18 protein-coding genes are annotated in these 21,714 nt (G+C 66.4%); 16 read left to right on the top strand and 2 right to left on the bottom strand.

From position 1 onward, the window contains the following. Positions 1–86: 86 nt before the first annotated feature. The 11 genes from ACQ4WQ_RS12295 (at position 87) to hmgA (ending at position 11,818) form a co-directional block, all read left to right on the top strand. Entirely contained in the window at positions 87–773 is a 687-nt protein-coding gene (locus ACQ4WQ_RS12295; RefSeq protein ID WP_070218452.1) for a winged helix-turn-helix domain-containing protein, read from the top strand. Then, positions 766–2,118 carry a sensor histidine kinase gene (locus ACQ4WQ_RS12290; protein WP_436497344.1) on the top strand — a complete coding sequence of 451 codons (1,353 nt, stop codon included), beginning with the start codon at positions 766–768 and terminating at the stop codon, positions 2,116–2,118. The genes ACQ4WQ_RS12295 and ACQ4WQ_RS12290 overlap by 8 nt, the downstream gene beginning before the upstream one ends. A gap of 174 nt (positions 2,119–2,292) precedes the next feature. Then, positions 2,293–3,195 (top strand): VirK/YbjX family protein, encoded by a 903-nt coding sequence (locus tag ACQ4WQ_RS12285; protein WP_436497342.1) that lies wholly within the window; start codon positions 2,293–2,295, stop codon positions 3,193–3,195. 112 nt (positions 3,196–3,307) lie between these two features. Further along, positions 3,308–4,282, top strand: coding sequence for a porphobilinogen synthase (gene hemB, locus ACQ4WQ_RS12280; RefSeq protein WP_035819309.1), 975 nt, complete (start codon positions 3,308–3,310; stop codon positions 4,280–4,282). A gap of 66 nt (positions 4,283–4,348) precedes the next feature. Next, positions 4,349–5,692 (top strand): MBL fold metallo-hydrolase, encoded by a 1,344-nt coding sequence (locus tag ACQ4WQ_RS12275; protein WP_436497340.1) that lies wholly within the window; start codon positions 4,349–4,351, stop codon positions 5,690–5,692. A gap of 56 nt (positions 5,693–5,748) precedes the next feature. Further along, positions 5,749–6,258, top strand: coding sequence for a peptide-methionine (S)-S-oxide reductase MsrA (msrA, locus tag ACQ4WQ_RS12270; RefSeq protein WP_326457140.1), 510 nt, complete (start codon positions 5,749–5,751; stop codon positions 6,256–6,258). Between the two features lie 18 nt (positions 6,259–6,276). Beyond that, positions 6,277–7,095 (top strand): helix-turn-helix domain-containing protein, encoded by an 819-nt coding sequence (locus ACQ4WQ_RS12265; protein WP_436497338.1) that lies wholly within the window; start codon positions 6,277–6,279, stop codon positions 7,093–7,095. 175 nt (positions 7,096–7,270) lie between these two features. Beyond that, positions 7,271–8,626 carry an MFS transporter gene (locus tag ACQ4WQ_RS12260; protein ID WP_436497336.1) on the top strand — a complete coding sequence of 452 codons (1,356 nt, stop codon included), beginning with the start codon at positions 7,271–7,273 and terminating at the stop codon, positions 8,624–8,626. 13 nt (positions 8,627–8,639) lie between these two features. Beyond that, complete coding sequence (locus tag ACQ4WQ_RS12255) at positions 8,640–10,319, top strand: FAD-dependent oxidoreductase (protein WP_436497334.1); 1,680 nt, start codon at positions 8,640–8,642, stop codon at positions 10,317–10,319. Positions 10,320–10,331: 12 nt separating this feature from the next. Continuing rightward, positions 10,332–10,517: a hypothetical protein gene (locus tag ACQ4WQ_RS12250; RefSeq protein WP_326457136.1), complete on the top strand. Its 186-nt coding sequence runs from the start codon at positions 10,332–10,334 to the stop codon at positions 10,515–10,517. Beyond that, positions 10,514–11,818: a homogentisate 1,2-dioxygenase gene (gene hmgA / locus ACQ4WQ_RS12245; protein ID WP_436497332.1), complete on the top strand. Its 1,305-nt coding sequence runs from the start codon at positions 10,514–10,516 to the stop codon at positions 11,816–11,818. The genes ACQ4WQ_RS12250 and hmgA overlap by 4 nt, the downstream gene beginning before the upstream one ends. Here the strand turns inward: hmgA and ACQ4WQ_RS12240 are convergent, their stop codons facing one another. Further along, entirely contained in the window at positions 11,819–13,150 is a 1,332-nt protein-coding gene (locus ACQ4WQ_RS12240; protein ID WP_436497330.1) for an LLM class flavin-dependent oxidoreductase, read from the bottom strand. Positions 13,151–13,305: 155 nt separating this feature from the next. Between ACQ4WQ_RS12240 and ACQ4WQ_RS12235 the strand changes: the two genes are divergently transcribed. The 4 genes from ACQ4WQ_RS12235 (at position 13,306) to ACQ4WQ_RS12220 (ending at position 19,586) form a co-directional block, all read left to right on the top strand. Further along, complete coding sequence (locus ACQ4WQ_RS12235) at positions 13,306–14,499, top strand: sigma-54 interaction domain-containing protein (protein ID WP_436497328.1); 1,194 nt, start codon at positions 13,306–13,308, stop codon at positions 14,497–14,499. Between the two features lie 231 nt (positions 14,500–14,730). After that, on the top strand, positions 14,731–15,810 hold the full coding sequence (locus ACQ4WQ_RS12230; protein ID WP_436497326.1) for an LLM class flavin-dependent oxidoreductase: 1,080 nt from the start codon (positions 14,731–14,733) through the stop codon (positions 15,808–15,810). A gap of 26 nt (positions 15,811–15,836) precedes the next feature. Beyond that, entirely contained in the window at positions 15,837–16,991 is a 1,155-nt protein-coding gene (locus ACQ4WQ_RS12225) for an LLM class flavin-dependent oxidoreductase (RefSeq protein ID WP_326457132.1), read from the top strand. 222 nt (positions 16,992–17,213) lie between these two features. Next, positions 17,214–19,586, top strand: coding sequence for a TonB-dependent receptor (locus ACQ4WQ_RS12220; RefSeq protein ID WP_436497324.1), 2,373 nt, complete (start codon positions 17,214–17,216; stop codon positions 19,584–19,586). Between the two features lie 92 nt (positions 19,587–19,678). Here the strand turns inward: ACQ4WQ_RS12220 and ACQ4WQ_RS12215 are convergent, their stop codons facing one another. After that, positions 19,679–20,731: an ABC transporter substrate-binding protein gene (locus ACQ4WQ_RS12215; protein WP_436497322.1), complete on the bottom strand. Its 1,053-nt coding sequence runs from the start codon at positions 20,729–20,731 to the stop codon at positions 19,679–19,681. A 224-nt stretch (positions 20,732–20,955) separates the two neighbouring features. Between ACQ4WQ_RS12215 and ACQ4WQ_RS12210 the strand changes: the two genes are divergently transcribed. Next, entirely contained in the window at positions 20,956–21,705 is a 750-nt protein-coding gene (locus ACQ4WQ_RS12210) for a class II aldolase/adducin family protein (RefSeq protein WP_436497320.1), read from the top strand. Positions 21,706–21,714 lie beyond the last annotated feature (9 nt).

Here is a 21,714-nt window from a genome sequence, read left to right as displayed (position 1 = left end):
CGGGCCTGCGCGGCGGGGCTGGCAAGTGGCGCGCGCCTGGCGTATGCTGCGCGTATTTGCTGCCTGATCTTTACAAGGAATCTCCCGTGCGCTGCCTGGTCATCGAAGACGAAGCCGAAACTTCCCGCTATATCTGTGCCGGCCTGCGCGAGGCGGGCCACGACGTGACCGCCTGCGACAATGGCATCGACGGCATGCGTCTGGCCTGCGGCGAAGACTGGGATGCGCTGGTGCTCGACCGCCTGCTGCCCGGCGAGATCGACGGCCTGGCCATCGTCGCGCGCCTGCGCGGCATGGGCCGCAACACGCCCGTGCTGGTGCTGTCGGCCCTGTCCAGCGTCGACGAGCGCGTGCGCGGCTTGCGCAGCGGCGGCGACGACTACCTGTCGAAACCGTTCGCCATCGCCGAGCTGCTGGCACGCATCGAGGCGCTGCTGCGCCGCGCCGCGCCCGTGCCCGAATCGACGCAGCTGCAGGTGGCCGACCTGGTGCTCGACATGCGCACCATGCGCGTGACGCGCGCCAACCGGCAAATCGCCCTGCAGCCGCGCGAATTTCGTCTGCTCGAATACCTGATGCGCCACCAGGGCCAGTCCGTCACGCGCGCCATGCTGCTCGAAGCCGTGTGGGACTACCATTTCGACCCGCAGACCAACGTCATCGACGTGCAGGTGAGCCGCTTGCGCACCAAGGTGGACAAGGAGTTTTCTCCGCCGCTGATCCACACGGTGCGCGGCGTCGGCTACACCCTGGGCGTGCTCGACAGTGCGTAACTTGCACCGCTCGATCGCGGCCCGGCTGGCGCTCGGCTATGGCGTGCTGGTGGTCGTGTCGATCAGCATCGTCTGCGCCGTGTTCTATTTCGGCACCATCGGCGTGCTCGATCGCAGCGTGGACCGCAAGCTGGCCTTGCTCTCGGAGCGCCTCGCCGCGCTGTACGAACAGGGCGGCAGCAGCCGCACGACGGCGGAAATCGCCCATCTGCTGACCGACCGCACCGACAGCGACACGGAGATCTTCTTGCTGGTCGATGCCGATGGCCGCCGCGTGGCGGGCAACCTGTCGTCCTGGCCCGACCTGGGTAGCCCCGTGGGCCGCCTGCTGCACCGCGACGTCACGCGCGAAGGCCGCAGGGTGCCCGCGCGCATGCTGATCCGCGACCTGGCGGGCGGCGCGCGCCTGTTCGTCGGGCGCGACATGGAGGAGGGCAAGTCGATCCGTACCCTGGTGCTGCGCTCGCTGGCCTATGGCGGCGGGGTGGCCATCCTGCTGGTGGTGGCGGGCGCCTGGCTGTTCCGCCGCCAGCTCGAGGCGCGCATCGGGCAGATCCGCCGCACGGCGGGCGAGATCGAGGCGGGCGACCTGAGCCGGCGCATTCCCGTCTCCAGCGAGGATGAATTCGGTTTGCTGAGCCGCGACATCAACCGCATGCTCGACCGCATCGAACACCTGATGGAAGGCGTGCGCCACGTGTCGAACGCCATCGCGCACGACCTGCGCACGCCGCTGGCGCGCATCCGTAACAAGCTCGATGGCGCCTTGCGCCAGCAGCAGGGCGTGGCCGGCTACGAAAGTGCGGCGCAGGGGGCTATCGACGACATCGACGACCTGACGCGCGTGTTCGACAAGCTGCTGCAGATCGCGGCGGCCGAATCGGGCATGCGTCCCGAGAATTTCGATGACATCGACCTGCATCAGATCGGCGCAGACATCGTGGAAATGTACGAGGCGACGGCCGACGAGCAGGGCGTGCTGCTGGTGCAGATGTATGGCGACAGTGTGCCGGCGCGGGGCGACCGCAACCTGCTGGGCAGCGCCCTGGCCAGCCTGGTCGACAACGCCATCAAGTACGCGGGGCAGGGTGCCACGGTGGAAGTGTCGGCCGGCAGCGATGAGCAGGGCAGCTGGCTGGCCGTGCGCGACAACGGCCCCGGCGTGCCGGCCGAGGAATTGCCGAAGCTGACGCAGCGCTTCTACCGGCTCGACAAGAGCCGCCATTTGCCCGGCAATGGCCTGGGCCTGTCCATCGTGGCCGCCATCGCGGCCCTGCATGGGGGCAGCCTCGAGATCGAGGACGCGGCGCCGGGCTTGCGTCTGCGTTTGCGGCTGCTGCGCTAAGGCGCCGCTGCCAGGCCGGCGTGGCGTATCGGCACATTACCAACTTGTAACCCCCTTCGTTTTCACCTCCCCCTATCATCCCCTCTACCCTGCGCGAAGCGGCTGCCAGCGTGCAGCCGGTTTGCTCCGGGCTGCCTGCGGCCGTTGCCGCGTCCCGTTCAGTAGAGCCGTTTCATGCATACTTTTACCGCCACCGGCGACAACGCCGCGCCGCAGCAGCCGGCATTGCGCCAGCATGGGCACCGCCTCAAGGCTGCGCTGGGCGCCATCGTCTTTCCCGTGCAGCGCGCGCGCTGGCAAGCCTTCGTCGCGGGCATGCCTGGCCTGGCGGCGCTGGCGCAAGCCCATCCCAGCCTGCTGTACAAGATTTACCGCCCCTACGCCAGCCGCCGCTTCGGCTGCGCGGCGAGGGTGGACCTGCTGCGCGGGCATTACCGTTTCCTGTGGCAGGCGGGCGCCCGGCCGCTGGTGGAATACGCCGCGCGCCGCGCGCTGGTGCTGGCCACCATCGAGGGCAAGGATGGCGCCACCTACCGCCTGCAACTGACGGCCATCCACGACAGCCACCGCGAGGGCGACCTGTGCCTGCGCCTCACGCGCGACGGCGTGTCGCTGTACCTGGCCAGTTTCCTGTTCCGTCCCCAGCCCGGCGGCGCCGTCATCCAGCTGGGCGCCTTGCAGGGACTGCGCTCGCAGGCGGGTGCGCAGGCGGTGAAGGACGCGACGCGGGCGCTGCACGGCTGCCGGCCGAAAAACCTGATGGTGGCCGCCTTGCGCGACCTGGGCGAGTTTTTCGGCTGCAGCCACCTGGACCTGGTCAGCAACGCCAACCGCATCGCGCTGAACTGGCGCCGGCGCCGCCACATCTCGTGCGACTACGACCTGGCGTGGCGCGAGCTGCATGCGCTGCCTGCCGGCGACGGCAATTACCGCCTGCCATGCGGCCCTTGCCGGATGCCGGACCTGGAACTGGTGCCGTCGAAAAAACGCGCCGATGCGCGCCGCCGCGGCGCCATGCTGGTGCAGCTGGCGGCGGACATGCGCTGGCAAGTGGCGGCCCTGTTGCAGCCGCAATGACGGCGCGGGGCAGGGTTTTTTGATCTGCGCGGCTTTTTTGCGGGGCGGCCCGGCGCAAGCGGCGCGATCGGCGTATACTTGCTGGCGTTGTTAACCTGAAGCCAGTCACCCCATGCCAGCACAATTCCCCACTTCGCGCATGCGCCGCCTGCGCGCGACCCCGCAACTGCGCGAGCTGTTCCGCGAAACCGAGATCAATCCGCGCGACCTGGTCCTGCCGATCTTCGTCGACGAGGGCAGCAGCGATTTCATCGACATCAAGTCCATGCCCGGCGTGCGCCGCATTCCCGAAGCGAAGCTGGCGCAGGAAGTCGAACGCTATGCGCGCGCCGGCCTGCGCTCCGTCATGACCTTCGGCATTTCGCACCACAAGGACAGCCACGGCACGGACACCCTGAACCCGGACGGCCTGGTGGCGCGCATGTCGCGCATCATCAAGGATGCCGTGCCGGAAATGGTGGTCATGTCCGACACCTGCTTCTGCGAATACACGGACCACGGCCATTGCGGCATCCTGCATGGCGACACGGTCGACAATGACAGCACGGTGCTCAACTTGGGCAAGCAGGCCGTCATCGCGGCCCAGGCGGGCGCCGACATCATCGCGCCATCGGCCGCCATGGATGGCCAGGTGGCGGCCATCCGCAGCGCGCTCGACGCGGCCGGTTTCCACGACACGCCTGTGATGGCGTATTCGACCAAGTTCGCCTCGGGCCTGTACGGCCCGTTCCGCGACGCGGCCGGCAGCACCCTGAAGGGCGACCGCAAGACCTACCAGATGGACCCGATGAACCGCCGCGAAGCGGTGCGCGAGTCCTTGATCGACGAAGCCGAAGGCGCGGACGCGCTGATGGTCAAGCCGGCCGGCGCCTATCTGGACATCATCCGCGACCTGCGCGAAGTGACGCGTTTGCCGATCGGCGCCTACCAGGTCAGCGGCGAATACGCGATGATCAAGTTCGCCGCGCAGGCGGGCGCCATCGACGAGCGCCGCGTGGTGCAGGAAACCCTGGGCGCCATCAAGCGCGCGGGCGCGGACATGATCTTTACGTACTTCGCGATGGATGTGCTGAATAATCCGTACTAAGTCAACACGGGGCAGGGCGGCCGCCTTTTCAGCTATCATGGCGCGCTGCCCAACCTGAACTTGCCCATGCCCCTGAAAATCTCCCGCATCCTGCACGCCGGCTATGTCTTCGCATGCGAAGGCACGGCCATCGCCTTCGATCCCATCGTCGAAAACCCGTTCAGCCGCAACTGCCACGCGTTTCCGTCCGTGCGCTTCGACCTCGACGCCGTGCGCCGGCTGCGCTGGGATGCCGTCTTCATCTCGCATTTCCACGACGACCACTGCTCGCTCGACAGCCTCGTTGTGCTGGACCGCGCCACGCCCATCTATCTGTATTGCGTCTTCGAGGAACTGTTCGCGATGCTGCGCGCGCTCGGTTTCACGCAGGTGGAGAAGCTGCAGGTTGACGTGCCCGTGCGGGTGGGCGCCATCGAGGTGATCCCGCGCCGGGCGCTCGATGATGACGTCGATTCGCTGTTCCAGGTGCGCGCGGCGGGGCTGAACGTATTGAACGTCGTCGACTCGTGGATCGGCCCCGAGACGCTGGCGCAGCTGGCCGCGTTCGCGCCCTGGGACATGGTCTTGTGGCCGTTCCAGACCATGCGCGAGATCGCCGTCATCGCGCCGTCGCTGGCAGCGCGCGGCCCGGTCGAGCTTCCCGACGACTGGGTGCCCCAGCTGCGCGCGCTGGCGCCCCGTTACCTCGTGCCCAGCTCCTGCCAGTTCGTGCAGGAAGACTGGTCCTGGTACAACCACGCGATGTTCCCCGTTACCTACCGCCGCTTTGCCGATGAAATCGGCGCCGCGCTGCCCGAGGCGCACATCTTTCGCCTCGACCCGTCGACGTCCGTGCTGCTCGACGCGCACGGAGTGAGCAGCGCAGAACCCTTGCCCTGGGTGCTCCCTGTGGGGTCGCAGGACGTGGATTTCGACTATCGCCCCGACGCGCCGCCGCCCGCCACGGCCGATATCGCCCGCCGTTTTGCGCCCTTGAGTGCCCATGATGCGGCGCTGGTGCTCGATTTTTGCCAGAACGGCTTGCTTGAACGCTACCGCGACATGGAACTGCCCGAGGACAGCTACTTCCAGCAACCGCGCCTGTGGCGCTTGGCCCTGTACGGCCATGACGGCACGGCCACCATCCTGCATTACCGCACGCACGGCGACTTGATCGACCTGGTGCCCGAGACGAACGAAGCGCCCGGCTGGACCACCGAAGTGCCGCTGGTGAAATGCCATGCGGCGCTGGTGCTGGGCGAATCGCTGACATCGATGTACATGCGCATCAACGACGGCCCGTTCGATGCCGGGGCACGGGCCGCACTGGCGGAGGCCGATATCGTCGACGATCCCCTGATCCGCTGCCTGTTCAATGACGCCATCGGTGCCTACCAGGCGGCGCAGCTCAAGCGCTTGCTGGCCCGCTGAAGAAAGTCGCGCGACAGAGTAAGATAGCTGCTTCTGACTAGAACGGGAAAGACACCATGGCACAAGACAACGAAACCGCGATCCTGGCCGGCGGCTGCTTCTGGGGCGTGCAAGATTTGCTGCGCCGCTATCCGGGCGTGATCGCCACGCGCGTCGGCTACAGCGGCGGCGACGTCGCCAACGCCACCTACCGCAACCACGGCACGCATGCGGAAGCGATCGAAATCATCTTCGACCCGAAAACGATCAGCTACCGCAAGATCCTGGAATTCTTCTTCCAGATCCACGATCCCAGCACGCCGGACCGCCAGGGCAACGACCGCGGCACGAGCTACCGTTCGGCCATCTTCTATACGAACGACGAGCAAAAGCGCGTGGCCGAAGACACCATCCGCGACGTCGACGCGTCCGGCCTGTGGCCCGGCAAGGTGGTGACGGAAGTGGCGCCGGCCGGCCCGTTCTGGGAAGCGGAGCCGGAGCACCAGGATTATCTGCAGCGCTTGCCGCACGGCTACACCTGCCACTACATCCGGCCGGACTGGGTCTTGCCGCAGCGTCAACAATAAGCGTCACGGGAGACGGCCATGCGCTATTGGCAGGTGGAGCGGCGGCAGGCGGAAGGGCAGCTGGATCTGGGGCGCGCCCTTGACCTGGTGGCCGCCATCGGCCATGCCGACGTGAATGCCGTCGCCGGGGCCATCCTGAAGACGGTGAGCACGGTCGCGCCCATTTCCCAGTGCACGATCTTTGCCTATGAATTCGGCAACCGGCCCCGCACGGTGGCTGTGGCCGACCGGCGCGGCGGGCGTTTCCTGCAAGATATTGCTGACAGCTACGCGCGCCACTATTACGCGCTCGACGGCAACCAGCGCGTGATCGCGCCCGCGCCCGGGCGGAAAATCGATCCAGCCATCGTACTGCACCAGCAAGCGAGCGACGAGATCGACCATCCCGGCTATCGCGCCACCTGCTATCAAAAACCGAATGTCTCGGACCGGCTGTCGCTGCTGGTGCAGCCGGCCGGCGATATCTGGTTGTCCGTCAATTTTTACCGCGACAGCAGCCAGGGCCAGTTCCAGCCTGGCGAAATCGCCGCCATCGAAACCCTGTCACCGCTGTTCGCCCATGCGGCCAAGCACCACTACAGCTTGAACGGCCAGCCCGCGCAAGGCGTCGCGCCCATGATGCTGGCCAGGCTGCGCCAGCATTGTCCCGCCTTGAGCAAGCGCGAACTGGACGTGCTGCGCTGCGTGCTCGAAGGCTTCACGGCCGTGGAAATCGCCGAGACCATGGGCCTGCAGCCATCGAGCGTCATCACCTACCAGAAGCGCGCCTATAAACGCCTGGGCATTTCCAGCCAGCGCCAGTTGTTTGCGCTGTGCATGGCGCCAGCGCCTGTCTAGTCCCTTGGATGTAGGGATGGCTCCGCCTTTTTGACTGTGTTTGCCGCGAAATGTCCCCAAAATGGGGACGGGGTTCCCGGCGCGCGTCTGCATACTGTGTTTCAAGCCGGGACCGCCCGGCCGCTCTCACCCAATAAAATCAACAAGGGGAGGGCGACACCTTATGGAGACAAGCATGACCATCGCCCAAGGGGCCACCCCCGCCATCGCCGCCACCCCGGCGCCCGTCCTCGACGCGGCCAGCGTGCAACTGGAACAGCAGGTGATGCGCAAGGTATCGCGCCATCTGCTGGGCTTTCTGTTCCTGCTGTTCGTGTTTTCCTTTCTTGACCGCATCAACATCGGCTTTGCCGGCCTGACCATGATGCAAGACCTGGACCTGTCCAGCACCCAGTTCGGCTTTGCCACCACGCTGTTCTACATCGCCTACATCGCTTGCAGCATTCCCAGCAACATCGTGCTGGCCCGCATCGGCGCCCGGCGCTGGATAGGCTCGATGATGATCGCCTGGGGCCTGGCCTCGACGGCGACCCTGTTCGCCAGCGGCCCGGCCAGCCTGTATGCGCTGCGCTTTTTAGTGGGCGTGACGGAAGCGGGCTTTCTGCCCGGCATGCTGCTGTATCTGACCTACTGGTTTCCCAGCGCCTACCGGGCGCGCGCCAATGCCCTGTTCATGATCGCCATGCCTGTCACGGCCGCCATCGGTTCGGCCCTGTCGGGTCTGATCCTGGGACTGGACGGCCACTGGGGCTTGAAGGGCTGGCAATGGCTGTTCTTGCTCGAAGGCATGCCTTCCGTGCTGCTGGGCCTGGCCGTCTACGGTTATCTCGACGACTCGCCCACCAAGGCGAACTGGCTGGGCAAGCTGGAACAGCAGGTGCTGGCCCGCATGCTGGCAGCCGAGCACAAGCCTGTGGCGCAGGCCCAGAAAACCTCGGTGCTGGCGGAAATGCTGTCACCCACCGTGCTGAAATTCGGCATCGCCTACTTTTGCCTGGTGAATACTTTGGCCATGGTGGCCGTGTGGACGCCGCTGATCGTGAAGAGTTTTAATAGCGGCGCCAGCAACACGCAAATCGGCTTGCTGGCGGCGATACCGCAAGTGTGCACCGTGATCGGCATGATTGTCTGGGGCCGCCGCTCGGACCGGCTGCAGGAGCGCCGCTGGCATATCGTCTGGCCCATGCTGCTGTCGGCCGGCGGCTGGCTGCTGACCGCGTATGCCGGCAACCCCATGCTGCAACTGCTGGGCGTGTGCATGGCCTCGACGGGCGCCTACACGGCCATGTCCGTCTTCTGGACCACGCCGGACCGGGCCCTGAGCCTGGGCGCGCGCGCCATCGGCATCGCCGTCATCAACGCCACGGGCAATATCGGCTCGGCCCTCAATCCCGTCGTCGTGGGCTGGCTGAAGGATTTCACGCACAGCTTTGCCACGGGCTTGCTGTATGCCAGCGTGCTGCTGGTGGTCGGGGCTGCCATCGTGCTGACCTTGCCCATCGCGCGCGGCGGCAACAAAGAACAATCTTGAAGAGGACACCATCATGCGCGACACGTTTCACCCTTATCCCCATGTGCCGAAAGTGTATCCGCCCGGCAAGCCAGCGGGCGCCGGCACGCAGCACGTCCCGGTCCTGATCGTCGGCGGCGGCCCCGTGGGACTGGCCACGGCCCTGGGCCTGGCGCGCCACGGCGTGCGCTCGGTGCTGATCGAGGCGGACGACGGCGTCTGCACGGGCAGCCGCGCCATCTGCATCTCGCGGCGCAGCCTGGAAATCATCGACCGCCTCGGCGCGCTCGACGGTTTTATCAGTAAAGGCTTGCCGTGGGCGGGCGGACGCAGCTTTTACCGCGACGAGGAAGTGCTGCACTTTACGATGCCGCAAGACGCGAACCAGAAATTGCCGCCGATGGTGAACCTGGCGCAATACCATATCGAGCAATTCCTGCTCGACGCGGCCGAACGCCAGAGCGAGCTGATCGATATCCGCTGGCAGACGCGCGTCACTGGCGTGCGGCAGCGCGCCGACGGCGCCACCGTCACCGTGGCGACGCCCGACGAAACCTACCAGATCGACACGGACTGGCTGGTGGCGGCCGATGGCGGGCGCAGCGTGGTGCGCGAGGCGCTGGGCCTGAAATTGCAGGGCACCAGCTATGAAGGGCGCTATGTGATCGTCGATATCCACCTGAAGAGCGAGCGCCCGACGGAGCGCCTCGCGTATTTCGACCCGCCGTCGAACCCCGGCTCGACCGTGCTGGTGCACAAGCAGCCCGACGATATCTGGCGCATCGATTACCAGCTGCGCGACGACGAGGATGCGCAGGCGGCCGTGCTGCTGGAAAACGTGGCACCGCGCGTGGACAGCCTGCTGGCCATGATGGGTGAGACACAGCCATGGCATCCCGTGTGGATCACCATCTACAAGGCCAACGCGCTGACCCTGGAAAAATACCGGCACGGCCCCGTGCTGTTCGCGGGCGACGCGGCCCACCTGGTGCCCATCTTCGGCGTGCGCGGGGCCAATTCCGGCATCGACGATGCCGACAACCTGGCCTGGAAACTCGCCTATGTCGTCAAGGGACAGGCGCCGGATAGCTTGCTGGACAGCTATTCGGACGAGCGCGTCTATGCCACCCATGAAAACCTGCGTCACGGCACGAAAAGCACGGAATTCATGGCGCCGCCCACGTTCGCCTTCGAGCTGATGCGCACGGCCGTGCTGGGCCTGGCGGGCAAACATGCGCACGTGCGCTCGCTGATCAACCCGCGCCAGACGAGCGCCATCGCGTATGCGCAGTCGGCCCTGAACGCGCCTGAGCTGGACGTGTTCACGGCCGGTCCCGCGCCGGGCACGGTCTTGTCCGAGTGCCCGCTGGTGCTGCCGCACAACGGCGGTCAAAAAGCGGGGTATATTACCGATTTGCTCCAGCGCGCGGATGGCCATTTTACGGGCCTGTATTTCAGCGACGATGGCGCGGTGCCCGCGGAACTGCTGGCGCTGGGCGACAGCTTGCCGTTGACGACCGTGGCGATCGCCCGCAGCGGCGAGCAAGGGGGCGCCTGGGACCACACGGCGCAGGTATGCTCGCTGTTCGACGCGCAGCCAGGCACGTTTTATCTCGTGCGTCCGGATGGACACGTGCTGGGGCGCTGGCGCGAGGTGAGGGGGGGGCAGGTGGTGGCAGCGCTGGCAGCGGCCGGCATCGCCCAATCAAAGTAACAAGGAGACAATATGACCGACATCGAACTGGACAATCTTTACACCGAGCTGTGCCACACCATGGGCGGCCTGGGCGAACAGCGCTCGCCCTTGTTCCTGGCCCGCTTCGCCTTGCTGGCCATGGGCGCCATCGGCAAGGCCGACGTGGTGCAGGGTTTGCTGCGCGACGCGGCCGACGGCCTGGCGGTGCGCGCATGATAGGCGCCGGCTACCAAAGCGGCTTCGGCAACGAGTTTGCCACGGAAGCCATCGCCGGCGCCTTGCCGCAGGGGCAAAATTCGCCGCAGCGTTCGCCCCTGGGCCTGTACGCGGAGCAGCTGTCGGGCACGGCCTTCACGGCGCCGCGCGCGCAGAACCGGCGCTCGTGGCTGTACCGCATCCGTCCCGCCAGCCAGCATCCACCGTTTACCTTGGCTGAAAATACCCGCATCGTCAGCGATTTCCACGCCATGCCCCCCACGCCGCCGAACCAGCTGCGCTGGGACCCGCTGCCGCTGCCCGACGGCGCCACGCCCGCGGACTTCATCGACGGCTGGCAGACGATGGCGGGAAACGGCAGCGCCGAAGCGATGAGCGGCTGCGCCATCCACGTGTATGCGGCCAACCGCTCCATGCATCGCTTCTTTTATTCGGCCGACGGCGAATTGCTGGTCGTGCCGCAGGAAGGGCGGCTGGCGATTGCCACGGAACTGGGCCTGATCGAACTGGAACCGCAGGAAATCGCCGTGATTCCCCGCGGCGTGCGCTTTCGCGTCACCCTGCCGGACGGCAAGGCGCGCGGTTATGTGTGCGAAAACTTCGGCACGGCTTTCCGTTTGCCGGACATGGGGCCCATCGGCTCAAACGGCCTGGCCAACAGCCGCGATTTCCTCACGCCGCACGCGGCCTACGAGGATATCGAGGGCGATTGCGAACTGGTGGCCAAGTTCGGCGGCCACCTGTGGCGCACGACCTTGGATCATTCGCCGCTCGACGTGGTGGCCTGGCATGGCAATTACGCGCCCTACAAATACGATTTGCGCCGCTTCAATGTCATCGGCTCCATCAGCTACGACCATCCCGACCCGTCGATCTTCCTCGTGCTGCAGGCGCCGAGCGAAAATCCGCTGTTCGGCGCCATCGACTTCGCCATCTTCCCGCCCCGCTGGCTGGCCGCCGAACACACGTTCCGGCCGCCCTGGTTCCACCGCAACGTGGCCAGCGAATTCATGGGCTTGATCCACGGCGTGTACGACGCCAAGGCAGCCGGTTTCGTGCCGGGCGGCGCCAGCCTGCACAACTGCATGTCCGGCCACGGCCCCGATGCGCAGACGTTCGAAAAAGCCTCGCACGGCGACACGTCCGCGCCCGCGAAGGTAGCCGACACCATGGCCTTCATGTTCGAGACGCGCACCATCCTCAAGCCCACGCCGTTCGCCCTGGATGGCGGCCTGCTGCAACACGATTATTTCGAGTGCTGGCAAGGCTTGCGCAAGCATTTCGATCCGGATCCTGATTGATCAGGCGGCCCGCGCCCGCGTATGCGGATTGGCGGGCCGGTCGAGGCCCAGGTGGCCGCGCAGGGTGCTGCTGGCATACTCGGTGCGAAACAGACCGCGCCGCTGCAGTTCCGGCACCACCAGCCGCGTAAAGTCCTCGAAACCCTGCGGCAGCAGCGGCGGCACGACGTTGAAACCGTCCGCGCCCCGTTCCACGAACCACTGCTCCATCACGTCGGCCACCGTCTTGACGGAGCCGATCGCTTGCAGGTGGCCGCGCGCCACGCGAAAGCGCAGCACCAGCTGGCGCAAGGTCAGGTGCTCGCGGCGGGCCAGTTCCAGCTGCTGCTGGAAACGCCCCTTGCCGTTGTCGCCCGCCGCGTAGGGCAGGTCGGGCAGGGGGCCGTCGAGCGGGTAGCCGGACAAATCGAAGCCGCCAAATTCCAGCTTGCTGAAGTCGACCAGCGACTGCAGCTCGCCGAACTGGTCCTGCGCCTGCTGCTCCGATTCGGCCACCACCACGGACAGCCCGGGCGTGACTTTCAATTGATCTTCCGTGCGTCCGTATGTCGCCATGCGTCCCTTCACGTCCGCGTAATACGCCTGCGCCACGGGCAGCGAGGTGGCGGAGCAGTACACCATCTCGGCCAGCCGCGCTGCAAATTCGCGGCCCGTCTCGGAATTGCCCGCCTGGACCAGCACGGGGTGGCCTTGCACGGGGCGGGGCAAGTCCAGCAAGCCTTGCGAGGCGAAATACTCGCCCTGGAAATCGAGCGCATGGCCCGCTGCCGGCTGGTAGAACTGGCCGCCGGCGCGGTCGGGCCGGTCGAAGGCATCGTCGTCCCAGCTATCCCACAGGGCCTTGGACAGGGCGACGAATTCATCGGCCCGCGCATAGCGCTGCGCGTGGCTGCGCGGTGCCTCGATGCCGAAATTGCGGGCCGTGTGTTCGCCGAACGAGGACACGACGTTCCAGCCCGCGCGCCCGCCGCTCAGGTGGTCGAGCGAACTGAATTTGCGCGCCACGTGATACGGGTGTTCGTAATTGGTATTGACGGTGGCGATCAGGCCGATGTGGCGCGTGACGGCGGCAATCGCCGACAGCAGGGTGAAAGGCTCGAACGGCAGGCCGATGGCGGCGCGGCCCGTGTCCGGCGTGACGTCGCCGGCGCGGCCGATGAAGTCGGCGATGAAAAAGCTGTCGAACCTGGCCGCCTCGGCCAGCCTGGCGGCGCGCAGCCACCAGGCCAGGTCGGGCCGTCCGCTGGCGCTGGCGGACGGATGGCGCCAGGCGGCCGGATGATGGCCGTGGCGTTGCAAAAAGACGTTCAGGACAAGCTGGCGTTGCGGCATGGTGGCTCCGTAGTGTGTTGACGACATGGCGTGCATGGCTGGCCATGCAAACTCCGGGCCAGCACTGGAGCTGCGCGGCGCATATGCAAAATCCGGATAAGCTAGCGCGGCACCATTCGTTCACGCCTGCAGATGGCGCGCGGTATAGTCGCCCCATGGAACTCTTAGCCCACAATTTCAGCAGCGATTTCGCGCGCAGCGCCCACCTGGCCCGCGGCGCCGGCGATGACGGCGACAGCGAGGCGCTGGTCGCCTTCCGCGACCCGCAGCAAATGAGCTTGCTCGTGCGCGCCACGGCCTTTGTCTTTGCCGACCCCCGCTCGCGCCAGCTGCACGAACTGATCGAACGCATCGCGCCCAGCGAGGCGACGGTGCTGATCACGGGCGAGACGGGAACAGGAAAAGAACTGATCGCGCGCCATGTGCACGGCTTGAGCGGACGCGCCGAACAGACCTTTGTGGCGATCAACTGCGGCGCCTTTTCCGAAACCCTCGTCGAGAGCGAACTGTTTGGCTATGAAAAAGGCGCGTTTACGGGCGCGCAGCAGGGCAAACCTGGCTGGTTCGAGACGGCCAGCGGCGGCACCCTGTTCCTCGATGAAATCGGAGACTTGCCGCTGGCGATGCAGGTCAAGCTGCTGCGCGTGCTGCAGGAACGCGAAGTGGTGCGCCTGGGCGCGCGGCGCGCCATCCCCATCGACGTGCGCCTGATCGCCGCCACGAACGTGGACCTGGCCGAAGCCGTGCGGGCTGGGCGCTTCCGCGAAGACCTGTATTACCGGCTGCAGGTGATCGGCCTGCCGCTGCGTCCCCTGCGCGAACGCCCGGGCGACATCATGCCGCTGACGCGCCACTTCATGGCTATCTATGCGCAGCGCCTGCATCTGGGCGAGGTGGAGCTGGACCTTGATGCGCAACAAGCCTTGCTGGCCTATCCATGGCCGGGCAATATCCGCGAACTGGAAAACGTCATCCACCGCGCGCTGCTCGTGTGCCGCAGCGGCGTCGTGCGCGCCGAAGATCTGAGTTTGTCGGGCTGGCACCGCGCTCCGGCGCCTGCATCCGCCCCTGTGCCCGTGCCGGACGCGTGGGCCGGCGGCGCCGACATCGCCTACGCGGCCCACGGCGCGGCTGGCCAGGACGATTTACTGGCCGCCGAGCGCTTTGCCCGCGCCTGGCAAGCCTTGCTCGACTCGGGCGAGCCCGTGGAATTCGAAGCCATGCAGCAGGAACTGGTGCGCGCCGCGTGGGAGCGCAATGAGCGCAATCAGGTACGTGCGGCGAAACACCTGAACCTGAGCCGCAACATCCTGCGTACTTTCCTGAAAAAGGCCGGCGCCATCGACTGATCCTGCATCTTCCCCTGAAGCCGGACCCGCAGCGCTGCGGCTCCGGCTTTTTTCATGGCTGCTGCGCGCGCAGCACATTGCTGCCACAAGTACAGCCGATTGCTGCGCAAGCAGCAGCTTTGGACGTCGATGGGTATCGAGCGCCTGGCATGCTTTCTGCGAGGAGGGAAGGGCAAGCCGCCGCGCCAATGTGCGGCGGTGTTTTCTTCGACCCACGACAGGAGTCCATGCATGACCATCGAATTCATCTGGCAATTGCCCACCAGCGGCGACGGCCGCTACGCGGCGCCCGGCATCACGCGCCGGGGCGAACGGGCCGCTGGCGCGCCCAGTCCCCTGCAGGCGGGCGTGAGCGACCCGCGCGGCGCCCGCCCGCCCTTCAATTATTTCGATTACCTGCACCAGATCGCCCGCGCGGCCGACCTGTCCGGCTTCGACGGCATCCAGATACGCCACGATACGCAGGGCGATGAAAGCTGGATCGTCGCCGGCTACCTGGCCCGCAGCACGCGCCACCTGAAGCTGATCGCCGAATTCGACGCGGCCTGGGGTTCGGCCGTGTACGCGGCGAAGAACGCCGTCAGCTTCCAGCGCTTCACGGGCGGACGCTTCGCCTGGCAGATCGGGCACGGTGGCGATGCGGCAGCGCGCCGGCGCCAGGGCGATGCGGCGCCGGACGCCGACATCGTGCCCCGCATCGATGAATTCATCACGGTGGCGCGCGGCGTGCAGAACACGTCGCCGTTCAGCTTCAAGGGCAAGTTCTTCGAAGTGCAGGACGGCGGCTTCAAGGGGCCGCTGGCGAACCATCCTGTGAATAGTATTTACCTGACGGGGGAGACGCCCGAAGCGCTGGCCCTGTCGGCGCGTCAGGCCGACGTGCACGTATTCGATGCGGTGCCCGTGACGGACTTGCAGCCTTCCATCGATCGTCTGCAAACGCAGGCGCGCCAGCTGGGCCGCGCCGTGGCGGCAGGCTTGCGCATCGACGTGCTGGCCCGCGAAACCTTCGACGAAGCCTTGCGCGATGCGCGCCGCTACCGCAGCGGGGCCGGTTTGCCCGACGAACTGCCGTCCGATGGCGGCACTGCCGCGTTCTGGCCCGGCTTTGCGCAAGCGCACACGGGCGCCCACGGCGCCCTGGTCGGCAGTTATGCGCAGGTGGCCGCCGCGCTCGAAGCGTACGCGCAGGCGGGCGTATCGAGCTTCGTGCTGGCGGCCATCCCCCATTTCGAGGAAGCCTACCGCATCGGCGAACACGTGCTGCCTCGCGTGCGGGCAGCATTAAGCGCCCAGCTGCAAGCGGCCTGAATCCAACTTACCAAGGAGCACTTCACATGGCAATCGATTTTTTCTGGCGCATCCCCACGCATGGCGAACCGAGTTCGCACCGCGCCCGCACGCCGTTTCGCGGCGACTGGTTCCCCGGCAATGACAACCTGCGCCAGGCCGGCCTCGGTGGCGGCGGCGCCGACGGTTTTACGTATATCGACTACCTGGCGGAGATCGCCCGCGCGGCCGAACTATCGGGCTTCCAGGGCGGCCTGATTCCGTCGTTCCCAATGACGGATGAACCGTGGGCCATTTCCGCGCTGCTGGCGCGCGAAACGCGCACTTTCCGCTTCATGATCCCGTTCCAGCCCGGCTTTCTGAACCCCGTGGTGGCCGCGCGCATGACGGCCAGCCTGCAGCGGGCCACGGGCGGCCGCGCCCTGTACAACGTCATCACGGGCGGCGGCGGCCCGGCGCAACTGTGGTGGGGCGATGCGGCCGGCCACGACGACCGTTATACGCGCACGACGGAATTTCTCGACGTGGTGCGCGGCGTGTGGCGCGGCGGACCGTTTTCCTACCAGGGCAAGTTCTATCAGGTGGAAGACGCGGGCCTGGCCACGCCGTTGTCGGAGCAGGACTTCCCCGAGATCTATTTTTCCGGCTCCTCCGACGCGGCCCTCGGTTCGGCCTCGAAGCACGCCGATTACTACCTGACGTGGCTGGAACCGTTCGAGCAGCTGCGCGAGAAATTCGCCCGCGTGCAGGAAAAGACGGCGCTGCTGGGGCGCAAGATCAAGTGCGCCGTGCGCGTCGACATCGTGGCGCGTGCCACGGAAGAAGAAGCGTGGGAGGAGGTGCGCAAGGGCTTTGAGGCCGTCGATGCGGCCACCCTGCGCCAGTTCCTCGGCACCGATGGCGGCGATTCCGTGGGCGCGGCGCGCCAGCGGGGCAACCGCCCGACCACCTTGAACAGCTACAAGGACCTGATCACGGCGCCGAATATCTGGTCCGGCTTCAACCTGCTGCGCGGCGGGCAGACGCAGGGCATCGTCGGCAGCTACCAGCAGGTGGCCGAACGCCTGGACGAGCTGGTGCAGCTGGGCGCCGACGCCTTCATCCTGGCCAGCACGCCGCACCTGGAAGAAGCGTACCGCGTGGGCGAGGAAGTGCTGCCCCTCGTGCGCGGCCACACGGCGGCACTGCTGCGCGCCGCCTGATCCTTTCCCCTGTTGCCGCGACAGCAGCGCCACCGCCTGCTGTCGCGCAGGCAGCACGCGGCGCTGTCGCTGCTGCCAAATCAACAGCGCTATCATCACGATAGTCTTCCTTTGAAATCAAATACTTAAGTTCTGTTTTGCTGCGCTGCGGCAGCGGGCATGCCCCTTGCAATACTGGTCATCACCATCTCGCGTTTTGACTTTACTCAAGGATAATCACCCATGCGCCGTTCGACTGCCCCTGCCGACTCTTCCCCATTTCCTTTCCACCTGACGCCAGTGCGCCGCGCGCTGCGCTCGGCCTTCGCCATCGGCGGCCTGATGCTCGCCCCAGGTCTGGCCCATGCGGAAACGCCTGGCGCCGATGTCATTGCCGCGGCTGACGCGAATGGCGCCGGCGAGGGCGCCTCGCTGCAATCGGTGACGGTGACGGCGCAAAAGCGCGAGGAATCGGCGCAGAAGGTGCCGAGCGCGATCACGGTGTTAGGCGGCAAGGAGCTGCTCGACACGGGCATCGGCCGTTCGGCCAGCGAAATCCTCAATTACGTGCCGAACGCCTCGGCCGGCACGCAGCAGCACGGCCGCCCGCGCTGGTGGATACGCGGCGTGGGCGCGGGCCAGCAGCAGGTGGATTTTCCGAATCCCGTCGGCTTCTACCTCGATGACGTCTACATCAGCAATTCCAGCGCCACGGGCTTCCCCCTGTTCGACCTGGACCGGGTGGAGGTGCTGCGCGGCCCGCAAGGCACCTTGTGGGGCAAGAACACGACGGGCGGCGCCATCAACGTGATCTCGCGCAAACCTTCGTTCAAGTCCAGCGGCTACGCCAAGCTCGATTACGGCAGCTACGACACCAAGCTGGCCGAAGGCGCCATCGGCGGCGCGCTCGTCGACGAAGTGCTGGCGGGGCGGCTGTCCTTCCACACGGAGCAGCAGGACAAGGGCCGCTTCCACAACCAGTTTACGGGCGAGCGCGATGGAAAACTCAAGGACAGCGCCATCCGTGGCCAGCTCAAGGCCCTGATCGGGCGCGACCTGACGGCGAACCTGAACCTCCATTACCGCGATTACACGACCAAGGGCGCCACCACCACCGTGGCCAGCTATGGTGCCAATGGCGTGTACCGCAACGGCTACATCCCCAGCACCAATCCCGACGACGTCAGCACGAACGCGCCGGCCGACAGCGACGTGAAACAGGGCGGCGCCCAGCTGAATCTCGAATATGCGCTGGGCGAGCTGACCCTCACTTCCATCACGGGCTATGAAAATTTCAGGAACGAGGCCACGGGCGACAGCGACAACACGCCGCTGGAAGTGGGCCGCAGCCGCGCCAAGGCCAGCAGCCGGCAAGTGTCGCAGGAGCTGCGCCTGACGTCGCCGCAGAACGGCGCCGTGAGCTGGGTGGCGGGGCTGTTCTACTTCAATGAAAAGATCGATGCCGATTCGGCTGGCGCGCGCCTGCCCAACGGCACCGTGCCGGCACAGGCGGGCAGCACGCAGCCCGTCGGCTACAACCGCACCATCTACCAGCACAAGGCGCGCAGCGCGGCCATCTTCGGCAGCACGACCGTCAACTTCAGCGAGCAGCTGCTGTCCACCTTCGGCTTGCGCTGGACCACGGAAACCAAGGACCTGGACTTGCGGCGCGTTCAGGCGGCCTCGAACACGGTGACGTTCGGCGACGCGGCCAACTGGTGGAACACGGTCCAGGGCGGCAATTACACGGCCGCTTCGGTGGCCAACAATAACTTCACATCGAATCCATCGACCACGTGGACCGCGCTGACGTACGACGTGACGCCCGAATACCGCTTCAGCCGCACCCTGCGCGGCTACCTGAAATACGCGCACGGCATCAAGTCGGGCGGCTACAACACGAGCGCCACGGACGTGCGGGCGCTCAATACGGTGAAGCCGGAAACCCTGAACTCGTTCGAGGCGGGCATCAAGTCGGAATGGCTGGACGGGCGTTTGAATTTCAACGCCAACGTTTTTCACTATGATTACAAGAACGTGCAGGTCAATATCACGGGCGTGTACAACGGCGACCCCACGCAAAGCGTCAATTACCTGCAGAACGTGCGCAAGGCCCATGTCAACGGCGCGGAATTCGAGATCGAGGCGCAGCCGACGGATAACCTGCACGTCAACGCCAACCTGGGCCTGCTGCGCACGGAATTCGACGATTTCGCCATCCAGAACAATGGCGGCGACCGCTCCGGCAACGAATTCGTGCGCTCGCCCCACGTGACGGCCCTGCTGGCGGCCGACTACCGCTACCCGCTGGGCAATGGCGCGCAGCTGGTCTTCAGCGGCGACGTGCGCTACACGTCGAAGCAGTACTACTATGTCGACCCGCAAAGCGATGCGCGCGGCTTGCTGAACCAGGGCGGCTTCGCGCTGTCCAATGCGCGCCTGTCGTATGTGCTCCCGGGCGGCAAGCAGCGCATCACCGCGTATGCGAACAACCTGGCCGACAAGGTCTACCGCAACCACACCTTGACCAGCTTCGTGCCCGGCGCCGTCAACGGCGACACCGTCATCATCGGCCAGGGCCGCACGGTGGGCGCATCGTACACGATCCAGTTCTGAGCGTGACTGCCTGAGGTAAAAAAGGCCGGCGAATGCGCCGGCCTTGTGTTTTCCCGTAGGTCGGCTTAGCGCAGCGTAAGCCGACAACACCACTACGCCGCCACCCGCAGCAGCGCCTCCAGCCGCCGCTGCGCCTCTTCCAACGGCCGGCGGTCGATCCAGCTGTCGATATCGACGTCGCGGTCGAGGAAACCGTGCTGCAATTGAAAATCCTTCTGCTGGCGGAACAGCGCCACTTTTTCTTCCGACAGGTCGGGCGCCAGGGTCAAATGAAAACCGTCGCGGTAGGCTTCGGCCACGGCGTCGGCGCCGGCCCGCGTTTCGCCCTGCAGGATAGCCAGCACATCTTCTTTGTGGCTGCGCGCCCAGTGCGCGGCGCGCAAGGTCTGCGTCAAAAAGCGCACGACCAGCTCGAAATGCTGCTCCAGCATGGATGCATGCACGGTGATCGGGCGCGGCGTGCCGTTATTCACGCGGAAGCGCCGGTCGGGCAGGGCGTCGATGTCGATGCCTACTTCCAGCCCCGCCGCGCGCGCCGCCTCGGCCGCCGCCGCGCCTTTCACGTAGACGGCGTCGACTTCGTCGCGCAAGAGCGGGACTATGCCTTGCCACAGGCCCGCGCCCAGATTGGCCGATGCCTGGGCGTCGGCCCCCACTTCCACCAGCTGCACATCGTCGAGCGTGAGGCCGGCCGACGCCAGCACGCCCTTGTAGCCGGCCAGGCTCATGCCGCGCGCGATGCTGCGCCCGCGCCGGTTCTCGCGCAAGTCTTCGGCGCGGAACACGGGCAGCGCCAGGCGCTTGCCTTGCAGCTGCGCGGGCGTGGCGATGCCGGAACCGGGGCGCACGAGGATGGCTTGCCATTCATCGATCCACGTCAGGCCGATCAGGCGCGTGGGCGCTCCTTGCGCGCGCGCGGGCAGGGCCAGCAGGTTGCCCCCTTCGCGCACGAGCGTGGACAGGCCATGGTCGTAATGGTGGCGCGCCAGCTCGCCGCCCACTTCCTGCAGCGTCTTCAAGGCGATGCCGTCGCGGGCGAATTCCTCGTCCAGCCAGCCAAGCTTGTAGGCCAGGCCCGTGGCCGTGGGCACGGGGCAGCGGGTGAACCAGACGGTATCGACGGCGGGAGATGGTGCGGTAGTCATGGGATTCTTTCGTGATGGGTGGAGCCTGGAACCGTGCAGGAACCGTGCCCGCGCCGCTTGCTGGCTTGCCGACAGCCGCTGCGCACAACGCTGCTGCCGCGCCAGCAGCCGCTGTTGCGCAGGCAGCAGCGCTCCACCATTTCTGCGGCCCTGGCGCTGGCACGCGTCTTGCGAAAGTACAGGCATGACTGATTCGTACCTCAACCTCAAGAATGGAGCATGACATGACGGACGTGGCACAAGCGGAAGCACAACAAGTACAGGCGCAGGAGTTGACGGCGGCCGAACTGGCCTTCGTGGAACAGGTGCGGCGCGATGCGCAGATCGCCTTTGACGGCTTGCGCGAGACGGGCAGCCTGACGGCCAACGGCACGGTGGGCTTCGTCGAGCGCACCCCTGGCGGCGACAAGGTCGTGGTGGTCAACGACCCGGGTCCGTTCCGCCGCGGCCAGCCCTTGAAGGCGGCCGTGCTGGCGCTGGACGGCACGGTGCTGCTCGGCGACGCCAACAACGGCGGCGCGCGCTATTTAAAACTGTTCCGCGAGCGGCCCGAGGTGACCTCGATCTCGCACGTGCATTCGCCGTCCTTGGGCGCGTGGGCGCAGACGCACCGCACCCTGCCGATCCGCTACGTGCCCGTGCAGCGCTTCCAACTGATCCGCGAAATTCCCATCTACATCGACCGCCGCCAGCCCGAAGTCGATTTCATCCTCGGCGAAATCGCCCGCAATACGCATGCCACGGCCATCCTGGAAGCGAATGGCGGCGCCACCGTGTGGGGCAAGCAGGGCTTGCTGAAGCTGGCCGAATTCATTCTGCTGCTGGAAGAAGGCGCGCAGATCCAGATCGCGGCCGAAGCCATCGGCGGTTCGCGCGACTTCGGCCCGGGCGTGCTGCTGCAGCAATGGAAAATGAGCAAGCTGATCGACACGGCGCGCGCGCTCTCCTTGCTTCCCGCTACCGATCTGGTGTAACCCTTACAA

Origin of the sequence: Janthinobacterium goodfellowi (assembly GCF_051380695.1) — a bacterium.
Lineage (GTDB): Bacteria > Pseudomonadota > Gammaproteobacteria > Burkholderiales > Burkholderiaceae_D > Janthinobacterium.
The sequence above is the reverse complement of the archived record's forward strand: the minus strand, read 5'-3'. Positions and strand labels throughout refer to the sequence as shown.